The sequence below is a fragment of the Isoptericola sp. NPDC060185 genome (assembly GCF_042728595.1).
GTDB lineage: Bacteria > Actinomycetota > Actinomycetes > Actinomycetales > Cellulomonadaceae > Isoptericola.
Genome location: NZ_JBHWYY010000014.1, coordinates 69,584 through 80,416, shown reverse-complemented (window position 1 = coordinate 80,416; position 10,833 = coordinate 69,584). Strand labels below are relative to the sequence as shown.

General features: G+C 73.5%; 6 protein-coding genes. 2 read left to right on the top strand and 4 right to left on the bottom strand.

Annotated features, from left to right (window positions below; translation table 11 throughout):
- Positions 1-45: 45 nt before the first annotated feature.
- Both ACFWDO_RS07785 and ACFWDO_RS07780 read right to left on the bottom strand, forming a co-directional pair.
- On the bottom strand, positions 46-2,772 hold the full coding sequence (locus ACFWDO_RS07785) for a M4 family metallopeptidase (protein WP_380326499.1): 2,727 nt from the start codon (positions 2,770-2,772) through the stop codon (positions 46-48).
- Positions 2,773-2,896: 124 nt separating this feature from the next.
- Complete coding sequence (locus ACFWDO_RS07780; protein WP_380326496.1) at positions 2,897-3,967, bottom strand: hypothetical protein; 1,071 nt, start codon at positions 3,965-3,967, stop codon at positions 2,897-2,899.
- A gap of 87 nt (positions 3,968-4,054) precedes the next feature.
- Between ACFWDO_RS07780 and ACFWDO_RS07775 the strand changes: the two genes are divergently transcribed.
- On the top strand, positions 4,055-5,311 hold the full coding sequence (locus ACFWDO_RS07775; RefSeq protein WP_380326493.1) for an MFS transporter: 1,257 nt from the start codon (positions 4,055-4,057) through the stop codon (positions 5,309-5,311).
- Positions 5,312-5,372: 61 nt separating this feature from the next.
- Here the strand turns inward: ACFWDO_RS07775 and ACFWDO_RS07770 are convergent, their stop codons facing one another.
- Together ACFWDO_RS07770 and ACFWDO_RS07765 are read right to left on the bottom strand one after the other, a co-directional pair.
- Positions 5,373-8,726 carry a family 16 glycoside hydrolase gene (locus ACFWDO_RS07770; protein ID WP_380315599.1) on the bottom strand — a complete coding sequence of 1,118 codons (3,354 nt, stop codon included), beginning with the start codon at positions 8,724-8,726 and terminating at the stop codon, positions 5,373-5,375.
- 187 nt (positions 8,727-8,913) lie between these two features.
- On the bottom strand, positions 8,914-9,288 hold the full coding sequence (locus ACFWDO_RS07765) for an ArsR/SmtB family transcription factor (protein ID WP_380315596.1): 375 nt from the start codon (positions 9,286-9,288) through the stop codon (positions 8,914-8,916).
- A gap of 100 nt (positions 9,289-9,388) precedes the next feature.
- On the opposite strand from ACFWDO_RS07765, the gene ACFWDO_RS07760 reads away from it, so the two are divergent.
- A complete protein-coding gene (locus ACFWDO_RS07760; RefSeq protein WP_380315593.1) occupies positions 9,389-10,816 on the top strand; it encodes an FAD-dependent oxidoreductase in 1,428 nt (475 codons plus the stop codon).
- Positions 10,817-10,833: the final 17 nt, after the last annotated feature.

Sequence of the window (10,833 nt, the reverse complement as noted above, 5' to 3'; positions counted from 1 at the left end):
CCCCCCGGACGGTCCCACCCCGGCGCCGCTGCCGTCAGCCCCTCGTCAGGCGCAGGTGCCCGCGAACGTGGCTCGGGTGACGACGTCGGTGTCGGCGGCGGACGTGTCGAGCCACACGGCCCGCTGCCCGTCGCCCAGCGCCGGGGCGAGCTGCGCCCCGGTCGAGCAGGTCACGGCACCCCACGAGGCGGTGCCGGCGACGACGTCCGCCGTCGGCGCGACGAGCACCTTCGGCGCCGTCGACCAGGCGCCGAGCGCACCCCACAGGTCGTACGACGAGTACGCGAAGTACGAGTCGGTGACGGAGAACTGCGCCAGGTAGGTCGTCGACGCGGTCTTGATGCGGGCCGCCTTCGACAGGTCCGCCAGCGGCGCCGACGACAGCGACGTCGACGGGATGAGGAAGTGCTGGTCGTCGCTGTAGAACACGCGGTCCGACGTGAGCTGGATGTCCGAGACCAGCCCGAAGAGGAAGCCGGAGATGCGCTTCTTCTGCGTCTCGCCGGACGCGAGGTCGTGCACGTAGACCCACGTGCCGTCGTCGCCGGCCCACGCCACCCGGCCCTGTCGCATGGTCAGCGTGCTCGCGACCGTGCCCGCCTCGGGGGTGAGATTGGTCGTGGTGCCGTCCGCGGTGCGGACCATGACGTCCGTCTCGCCGTCGGGCGTGGTCGCCAGCCAGGCCAGGGTGCCCTCGTCGGTCACGGGCTCGGTCTCGTCGACGCCCGGCTCGTCCACGAGGCGCTTGATCGCGCCCTGGCCCTTGTCGCCGACGCCGTAGACGCCCACGCCGTCCGCGGTGATGCGGGTGAAGACCACCCGGCGCGAGTCGACGGACGGGTCGAGCAGGTACGCGCCGTCCTCGGCGACCTCGTGCCCGCTGGCGGGGTTCTTGTCGAACCGGCCCACGGTGAGCGAGAACTTGTTCGCGCCCTGGTCCCAGGCGATCGCGTCGCCGTGGCTGACGACGTACGTGTCGCCGGAGATCTGCGCGGCCTCCTGGTCGACGCCCGAGTAGAGCTCGTAGGCGGGGATCACCTGCGCCGCCAGGACGGTGCCGTCCTGGGTGCCGGCCTGCTGCTCCCACCCCTCGCTGATCCCGTGCGCGTCGAAGGCGGCGTCGATCGCGTCGAGCACGTCGCCGGGGACGTCGAGCGACTCGGCCGCGAGGGTGACGGCGTCGCGCATCGCCGTGAACCCGGAGAGCGGGGTCAGGTAGTTCTGCGCGGTGCGGTACACGATCTGGTCCGCGAGCTGCTGGTCGATCGCCTTGCGCAGGTCCCACAGGGCCCCGCCGACGATGGTCGAGTTGTAGTGCACGCCGCCGTTGTCGACGTCGAGCGTGATCATCTCGTAGTCGTCGATGGTGGTGCGCCCGTCGTTGAGGTCGCGCAGCGCGCAGTCCTCCAGCGTCCCCTCCCCGTTGCACAGGTACTCGCCCACGAGGCCCGACGTCGGGTCGTCCATCGCGACGCCCTTGTCGGCGGTCTCGATGGCGTTGCCGAAGTAGTCCGAGATCGCCTCGTTGAGCGCGCCCGACTGGTTGAGGTAGACGAGGCCGGCGGAGTGCTCGGTGACGCCGTGCGTCATCTCGTGCCCGACGACGTCGAGCCCCACGGACAGCGGCACGCCGTCCATGTGGCCGTAGACCATCTTGCTGCCGTCCCAGAACGCGTTGGCGTAGTCGCTGGTGCCGTTGCTCGACACGTTGACGACGGAGTACATCGAGCCGCCCTGGCCGTCCACGCCGTCGCGGCCGAGCTCGTCGGCGAGGAACTCGTACACCTTGCCGGCGTTGACGTGCGCGTCGACCGCGCCCGAGGTGGTCGCGGCGTCCGCGAACACGCCGGTCGCGGAGGAGACCAGCGGCACCGACTGCGGCACCGGGCCGCCCGACAGGTCGGTGTACTTCGCGCGCTGCGCGTCATAGGTGCGCAGCTGGCCGCCGGTGGCCTCGAACATCGACCGGCTGGAGTCGACGAGCGTCACCGTGCCGTCCGCCTCGCGGTTGGCCTGCAGCGTCACCGTGGAGCCGTCCATCCGGGTGCCGGTCGCCTCGACGGGGTCGGCGTCGCCGGCGTCCGCGGCGTCCACGTTGTTGTACGACAGCACGACGCCGCCCACGTGCGCGTCGACGTACACCTCCTGCCGCACCGGGCTGCCGTCGGGCAGCGCCCCGCGCACCGTGAAGTGCCAGGTGAGGGAGCCGCCCGAGGCGTCGGGCAGCACCACCAGGCCGCCGCGGTCCACCTGCGGCTCGACGACGCGGCGCAGGGTCGGGTCCAGGGACATGACGCGGCCCTGGGCGGTCGCCTCGCTCACCGTCGGCGTCGTCGACACCGTGAGGTCGGTGTACAGGGTGCCCGTCGCCGAGGTGACGTCCTGGGCGGGAGCCGCCGAGCGCGCCGTCGCGTTGCGCTGCGTCTGCACCGCGTACTGCGCCCCGAACACGGGGACGCCGTCGTGCCGCTGCTGGAGGCGCACCGCGGTCTGCGCGCCGTCGGTCGTGGTGCGGACCACCTGGAGGTCCGCCGCGGGGACGTCGTACACGTCCTCGTGGTCCGCCATGTAGGCCAGTGCCGCCTGTCGCGGCGTGCCCGCGCGAGGCGCGTCGTCCAAGCCCTGCGTGGTCGCGGGCGCCACCGCCGCCCCGGCCGTCGTACCCGGCGTCGGTGCCGGGGCCTCGTCGCCCCACGCGGGCGTGGCCAGCAGCACGGCGCTCGTCGTCGCCGTGGCGAGTCCTGCAGCAAGGATGCGTCGTCGTGTCGTCACCAGTGCTCTCCCGTCCCGTGCGCGAGGCGTGCGCTCGCGCTCGATGTCGAGAAGGCTCGCCGGGCCGGGCGCTCCGGGCAAGGACCTGAGCCGGGCGCAAAGGCGCCACGGCGCAAAGCCGCCGTCAGGAGGGCGGGACGGTGTCCAGCCAACCGGCGTCGGCGGCCCTCCAGCCCAGCTGGAACCGGGTGGTCGCGCCCACCGCGGACATCAGCGTCTGCAGCCGGCGCTGCACCGTGCGGTGCCCCATGCCCAGCCGGTGCGCGATCGCGGCGTCCGTCAGGCCGACGCGCAGCAGCGCGAGGATGCGCCGGTCCACGACGTCCGGGCGGGAGTCGGCCTCCTCCTCGCCGTCGTCCCGGGGGAGGCCGAGCGGCCAGCCGCCGCGGAACGACTGCTCGAACAGCGTGCTCAGGGCGGTGAGCAGCCCGCTGCGGTGCACCACCAGGGACACCGGCTCCTCCGTCTCGTCGCGCATCGGGTCGAGCGGGAGGAGCGCCACGTCGTCGTCCGCGAGGACGAGCTTGATCGGCACGTCCTCCGACACCCGGATGTGCTGGCCCAGCTCGACGAAGCCGCCGAGCGCACGCAGCGAGGCCGGCTCGTCGAGCCAGCGCACGTCCATCACGGTGCGGATGACGACCCCGCGCTCCATCGCACCGCGCTCGGCCTCGTCGAAGTTGTCCGCGAACGTGATGACCACGGTGCGGCTCGGCGCGGGCATCATCGTGCGGACCTGGTGCCGGGCCTCGTGCTGCATCGCCAGCAGCCGGCGGCGGATGGCCGCCTGCCCGACGACCACCTCGACCGGCCCGCCCCCGGTGCGCGACTGCGCGGCCCGGTGCCGGTCGGTCAGCTCGGCGACGGCCTCCTCGACCTCGCGGAGCGCGGCACGGCGGGCGTCCAGCAGGGGCGCGAGCGCCAGCGTCGGTGACGTCGCCCGGTAGCGGACCGCGTCCTCGTCCTGCTCGGCGACGGCGAGCCCCAGCGTGACCAAGCGTTCGAGGGTGGCCGCGACGGCCACCGGCAGCGGCGGCCCCGCCTCCGGCGGGAGCAGGTCGGCCACGGTGCTCCCGGGCTGGTCCACGAGCTGTCGGTACACGGCGTCCTGGCCTGCGTCGAAGCCGGTCAGCGCCGCGATCGGCGGGTCGGGGACCGGGCCCGGGTCGTCGGGGGCGTCACGCTCTGTCAGCATCGGCCAGAACGTACCGTGCGCACGTCACGGCGGTGTCTCGGACGGCTACGCTGCCCGGGCCCGACACCCCCGAACGAGAGGCCCGCGATGGCGTCCCCCCGGTCCGACCAGCTCCGCCGGCTCCAGCGCCGCACGCTGACCGTCGTCGTCGCCAGCCAGGTGCTGGGCGGCGCGGGGCTCGCGGCGGGCGTCACGGTGGGCGCGCTGCTCGCCCAGGAGATGCTGGGCGGCGAGGGCCTCGCCGGGCTGCCGACGGCCCTGTTCACCCTCGGGTCGGCGCTCGCGGCCTTCCTCGTCGGGCGGGTGACGCAGCGCGCCGGGCGGCGCGTCGGCCTCGGGCTGGGCTTCCTCGCGGGCGGCCTGGGCGCCGTCGGCGTGGTCACCGCGGCCGCGCTCGACGTCGTGCCGCTGCTCCTGGTGTCGCTGTTCGTCTACGGCGCGGGCACCTCCACGAACCTGCAGGCCCGGTACGCGGGCACCGACCTGGCCGCGCCGGACCGGCGGGCCACGGCGGCGAGCGTCGCGATGGTCTCGACGACGCTCGGCGCGGTCGCCGGCCCCAACCTCGTGGAGCCGCTCGGCGTCCTCGCGACGTCGTGGGGGCTCCCGGCCCTGGCCGGGCCGTTCCTGCTCGCGGCCGTCGCGTTCCTCGCCGCCGGGGCCACCCTGTTCGCGTTCCTGCGCCCCGACCCGTTCCTCGTCGCGCAGGAGCTGGCGCGGGAGGCCGCGCGGGCCGACGGTGCGCCCTCCGTCGCCGCGCTCGACGGCGTCCCGGCGGCGCGGAGGGTGCCCTCGGGGGTCGTCGTCGGCGCGACGGTGATGGTGCTGACGCAGGTCGCGATGGTCGCGATCATGACGATGACGCCCGTGCACATGCGCGGGCACGGCCACGACCTGGGCGACGTCGGCCTCGTCATCGGCATCCACGTCGCGGCGATGTTCCTGCCGTCCCTGGTGACCGGCGCCCTCGTGGACCGGGTGGGCCGGGTGCCGATGGCGGTGGCCGCCGGGGTGACGCTGCTGCTCGCGGGCGTGACGGGCGCGGCGGCGCCGGGCGACTCGATGGGCCTGCTGATCCTGGCGCTCGCGCTGCTCGGCCTCGGCTGGAACTTCGGCCTCATCGCGGGCACCGCGCTCATCGTCGACGCGACCACGCCCGCCACCCGCGCCCGCACGCAGGGCACGGTCGACGTGCTCATCGCCCTCGCGGGCGCGGGCGGCGGTGCGATGTCGGGCGTCGTGATGGCCGGGTCGAGCTACGCCACCCTCGCGCTCGGCGGCGGCGTGCTGTCGCTGCTGCTGATCCCGGTCCTGTTCCTCACCCGGCGGTCGACCGCCGGGTGACCCGGGCGGGGGATCCGCCCCGGGCGCCGCAGCGCCCGGGGCGTCCCGCCCGCTGTCCCGCCTACTGCCGGGGAGCCCGGACCGTGAGGCTCTTGGTCAGCTCGCTCGGCGCGTACCGGGTGTCGCCGTCGTACCGGACGACGACGTCGTGCTCGCCCGGCTCGACGCCGTCGGTCGGCACGTCCACGACGGCGCGGCCGTCGACGAGGTCGGCGAGGACCGACCGGCCGCCGAGGTCGACCGTCACGGACCCGGTCGCCTTCGGCGTGGACCCGCGGTCCTCGGCCGCCCCGACCCGCACCTCGACGCGGGCGTCGGTGCCGCCCACGACGGACGCCGGGCGCAGCTGCACCTGCACGGCGCTCGCCGCGTCCCCGTCCGGCGAGAGCTTCCGGAACCGGATGTCGCGGTACTTGACCGCATCGGAGCTGCCGTGGTTCTGGATCCCGACGAAGCTGTTCAGGAGCCGCGCCGGGTCCTTGCTCGTGAAGTCGTTGACGAGCCGGTCGTTGAGGTACACGCGGATGCGGTCGCCCTCGACGCGGAGGTCGTAGGCGTTCCACTTCCCGACGGGCTGGAGCGCCTCCTTGACGGCCGCCGGGTCGGCGCCCTGGAAGGTGTAGACCGCGCCGGTGGTGCGGTCCGGGGCGTCGGTCGCGTCGATCTGGAGCTCGTAGCCCTTGTCGACGGCCACCCACGGGTCGTCGCCCGGGTCGGGGAACCCGACGAACACGCCGCCGTTCTCGTCCTTCGAGAGCTTCCAGTCGAGCCGGAGGCTGTAGTCCTCGCCGAGCTCCTCCTGGTACCAGAGCAGGCCCATCCCGCCGGACGCCTTGATCGAGCAGTCGTCCTGCCGGCCGAAGCCGCCCGGCCCGGCCATGCGCCAGCCGTCCTGGAGGCTCTGGAGGGTGCCGTCGAAGAGCGCGGTGTACCCGGCCTCGACCTCGCCCGGCTCGCAGACGTCCAGGTTGTCCTTGCCGACGGAAAGCACGTCCATGTTGATGTTGCCCTCGTCACCGGTCTCGTACACGAGCTTGATGGTGTTGGCGCCGGCCCGGAGGTCGAGGTCGCGCGTCTGCACGCCCCAGTCCTTCCAGCTCCCCGTGGTCGGGAACGTCCACTGGCCCAGGTCCTCGCCGTTGACGTACAGCGAGACCCGCTTCGAGCGCAGGTCCGGGTACGGGTGCGTGCCGTTGGCGTAGCGCACGTTGACCGGGTAGGTGCCCGCCTCGGGGACCGTGACGGAGAACGTGCGGCCCGAGCCGGTGGACGTCATGCCGGCCGCGAAGCCGGAGCCCGACCAGTTGCTGTGGTCGGTCGCGATGCTCGACCCGCCGAGCGGCTGCGCCAGCTCCGCCTCGTACCAGCCGCGGTCGGCCGGGGCGACGTAGCCCGGCAGCGAGTTCAGCGTGTACCAGGCCTCGGTGCTCAGCAGCTCGGCGCCGCTCGCCGAGGTGAACGGGCGCGGCGAGCGGATGTGGACCACGTGGCCGGGCAGCAGACCGTCGATCTTCAGCGTGACGGTCTTGCGGTCGTCGGACACGGTCGCCTCGTCGACGAAGAGGGGCTCCTCGTCGATGTTCGGGCCGCCGTACTGCTGCGTCGGGATGTAGCGCCACTGCCGGATCTTGTAGGCGTCGGCCAGCTTCGCGACGACGTCGTCGGACACGGGGTCGGTGTACTCGATCTCGAAGCCGCCCTCGATGACGCGCATCTCCTTCATGTCGAAGGAGTCCTCGTTCACGGGGACCAGCTTCTGCAGGCCGTACCGCAGCTTGCCGGTCTCGCCCCAGTTGCCGCCCTCGCCGGTGCCGCCGGCGTAGATCGCGCCGTCGGGGCCGTAGATGGCGCGGTTCACGCCGACCTCGAGGCCCGCGGTGTGGCGGAAGACCGCCCCCTGGAACTCGCCGTCGACCTTCTCCAGGAAGGCGCGCTGGATGCCGCCGTACGTGACGTCGCCGACGAGCATCTGCCCGGCGAACTCGCCCTCCTTGACGAGGAACGGGTTGCTGGGGGAGTTGGAGATCTCGTTCTGCGGCAGCCACACCGCCGGCGGGGACACCGGCTGCGAGTCGAACGGGCCGGCCGGGTTCGTGTAGTGGTTGTAGAAGTGGTCCTTCTGGATGTGGATCAGCTTGTTCGCGGGGAGCCAGGAGCCCTGGTTGTCGGTCGCGAAGATCGCGCCCTCGGGCCCGAAGCCGATGCCGTTCGGGGTGCGCAGGCCGCCCGCCACGTACGTGACCTCGCCCGTCTTGCGGTCGATCTTGATCGACGTGCCGCGGTTGGTCCCGGGCTGCGGGTTGGTGGTCGCGCCGCCGTTGTTGATGGCGACGGAGAGGTTGACGTAGAAGTAGTTCTCGTCGTGGATCAGGCCGAACGCGAACTCGTGGAAGTTGCCGCCGTCGGACCACTCCGCGATCTTCGTGTGCTTGTCGTAGAAGCCGTCGCCGTCGGGGTCGGTGAGCTGCGTGAGCTGGTAGCGCTCGGAGACGAAGATCGAGTCGTCGATCACCTCGATGCCCATCGGGTTGAGCAGCTCGTCCGCGACGAGCGTCGCCGTGACGTCCTCCGGGCCCTTCGCGTCGACGACGCCGTCGAGGAAGTACACCTCGCCGGACGTCGGGTCGGGCTCCCAGCCTCCGGAGCTGACCTCGCCCGTGGTCACGACGGCCAGCTTCTCGTCGGGCGTGAACGACAGGCCCGAGACCTTGGGCTCGAAGCCCTCCGGGCGCAGGTTGACCAGCTCGTAGTTCGGGTTGACGGTGTCGAGCCGCAGCCCGTCGCCGGCCGTGTCGGTGGCGCCCTCGCAGTACTTGAAGCCGGGCGCGGTCACGCGCACGACGCCGGCCTCGGTGCTGAGGGCCGACGTCGGGATCACCTCGAAGGCCGTGCTGCCCGGCGTCTTCCACTCGAGGGTGAGGCGCTGCTTGTTGCTGCCCTCGTAGTAGTCGACCCGCAGGTCGTGCGTGCCCGCGGTGAGCGTGGCGGTCCCCTCGACGGAGGTGGAGTCGTTCGGCCCGTCGTTCTCGAGGACGAGCTGCCCGTCGATGGAGACGAGGGCGCCGTCGTCGTTGGTGACGCGGAACTGGTACTGGCCGTCCGCGGGGACGTGCAGGGTGGCGAGGGCCTGGGAGATGAAGTTGTCCTCCGCGCCGAACTGCTCGGCGGTGGACCAGTCGATCGTCGGCATGAGCTTGTCGACGTTCGGCGTCTGGCCCGACTTGAGGGTGCAGACCGCCCCGGGGTCCTGCGCGAGCTGGAAGGTCCGCAGCGTGACGCCGGGTTCCTGCTCCGGGAGCTCTGCCGCGGCGGGTGCGGCCCACCCCGCGGCGACGAGAGCGCCGAGGGTGAGGGCGGCCGCGCCGCGTCGGTGCCTGAGCCGGCGGGTCACCGGCAGGCTGGTGCGTTCGAGCATCGTTGCTCTCCTTGGTCAGCCGATCATCGGGTCGGCGAAGCTCACGTTGTCGTCCCCGCCGCTGAGCAGTAGACGACGCTGCCATCCTTCTGGGGGTTTGTCTACAACTTTTGCCTAGTGTCTGGCATAAGGAGGATGGGGTCCGCTCTCGGCGTCCGTGCGCGACGTCGGGGCGGCGGGGGTGGGCCTAGCCGGCGAGCGAGCCGACCAGCGTGCCGGCGAGGCCCTGGACGGCCCCCGGCACCGCGCGGTAGTACGCCCAGCGCCCGCGCTGCTCGCGCTCGAGGAAGCCCGCCTCGACGAGGATCTTGAGGTGGTGGCTGACCGTCGGCTGCGAGAGACCGACCGGCTCGGTGAGGTCGCAGACGCACGCCTCGTGACCGTCGTGCGCGGCGACGATGGCCACGAGCTGCAGCCGGGTGGGGTCGGCCAGGGCCTTCAGCTGCCGGGCCAGGTCGCGGGCAGTCCCGGGGTCGACCACGTCGCCCGTGGCCGGGGCGCAGCAGCCGGCCGCGGGCGCGGGGGCGGGCGGGTCCGCCAGCGGGAGCTCGATCGTCGACATGGCCCCATCCTCCCACATATTGACAACCGTCGATGGGTGCATCACGATCGACCTATCGACAGCCGTCGATGGGTGAGGACGCAGAGAGGCAGGAGCGGTGATGAGCGAGATCGTGCGGGGCGAGCTGCCGGTGGTGGTGATCGGTGCCGGGCCGGTGGGACTGGCCGCGGCGGCGCACCTCCTGGAGCGCGGGCTGGAACCGCTGGTGCTGGAGGCCGGGGAGCGCGCGGGCGCCGCGGTCGCGTCATGGGGGCACGTGCGGCTGTTCTCGCCCTGGCGGTACGACGTCGACGCCGCCGCCCGCCGCCTGCTCGAGCCGGCGGGGTGGACGTCGCCCGACCCCGACGCCCTGCCGACCGGCCGGGAGCTCGTCGAGGGCTATCTCGCCCCGCTGGCCGCGACGCCGGAGATCGCGTCCCGGCTGCGCACCGGCACGCGCGTGCTCGCCGTCGCGCGGGACGGCGCGGACAAGACGCGCTCGCTCGGGCGGGAGCACCGCGGCTACCGCGTGCGCACGGTGGGCGCCGACGGGCGCGTCGTCGACGTGCTCGCCCGCGCCGTGGTCGACGCGTCGGGCACGTTCGCGACGTCGAACCCGCTCGGCGTCAGCGGCCTGCCCGCGGCCGGCGAGGCCGACGCCGCGCCGTTCGTCACCGGGCCGCTGCCCGACGTCCTGGGCGCCGACCGCGACCGCTTCGCGGGGCGGCACACGCTCGTCGTGGGGATGGGCCACTCGGCGGCGAACACGCTGCTGAGCCTGGTGGAGCTGGCCGAGTCCACGCCGGGCACCACCATCACCTGGGCGATCCGCGGCGGGTCCGCGCGGCGCCTGTTCGGCGGCGGCACCGACGACGAGCTGCCCGCCCGCGGGCTCCTCGGCACCCGGCTGCACGAGGCCGTCGACGCCGGACGGCTGCGGCTGCTGACCCGCGTCTCGATCGAGCGGCTCGTCCCCGGCACCGGGTCGGACGCCGCGTCGGTCCAGGTGGTCGGCACCGCCAAGGACGAGCCCCTGGACCTCGACGTGCACGCGATCGTCAACGCCACCGGCTTCCGCCCCGACCTCGACATGCTGCGGGAGGTGCGCCTCGACCTCGATCCCGTCGTCGAGGCCCCGAGCGCGCTCGCGCCGCTCATCGACCCCAACCAGCACTCCTGCGGCACGGTGCCCCCGCACGGCGAGGCGGTGCTGTCCCACCCCGACGACGGCTTCTACCTGGTGGGCATGAAGTCCTACGGCCGCGCGCCCACGTTCCTCCTGGCCACCGGGTACGAGCAGGTGCGGTCCGTCGCCGCGGCGCTCGCGGGCGACCGGGCTGCGGCCGACGCCGTCGAGCTGGACCTGCCCGCCACCGGAGTGTGCTCCAGCGACCTGGCCCTGGCGGCCGACGGCGAGTCGTCGGCCGGGTCCTGCTGCGGCACGGCGCCGGCCGAGCCGCAGCTCGTCACGCTCGGCGTGGGCGCGCCGGCCGGCGTCGGGTTCGCGTCCGGCGTCGCGCACGGCCGCTCCGGCGACGGCGAGAGCTGATCTCACCGGCCTTCCGC

Excerpts from the sequence above, each read along its gene's own strand:
- ACFWDO_RS07780 (WP_380326496.1), bottom strand. The coding sequence starts at position 3,967 with ATGCTGACAGAGCGTGACGCCCCCGACGACCCGGGCCCGGTCCCCGAC.
- ACFWDO_RS07775 (WP_380326493.1), top strand. The coding sequence starts at position 4,055 with ATGGCGTCCCCCCGGTCCGACCAGCTCCGCCGGCTCCAGCGCCGCACG.
- ACFWDO_RS07770 (WP_380315599.1), bottom strand. The coding sequence starts at position 8,726 with ATGCTCGAACGCACCAGCCTGCCGGTGACCCGCCGGCTCAGGCACCGA.
- ACFWDO_RS07765 (WP_380315596.1), bottom strand. The coding sequence starts at position 9,288 with ATGTCGACGATCGAGCTCCCGCTGGCGGACCCGCCCGCCCCCGCGCCC.
- ACFWDO_RS07760 (WP_380315593.1), top strand. The coding sequence starts at position 9,389 with ATGAGCGAGATCGTGCGGGGCGAGCTGCCGGTGGTGGTGATCGGTGCC.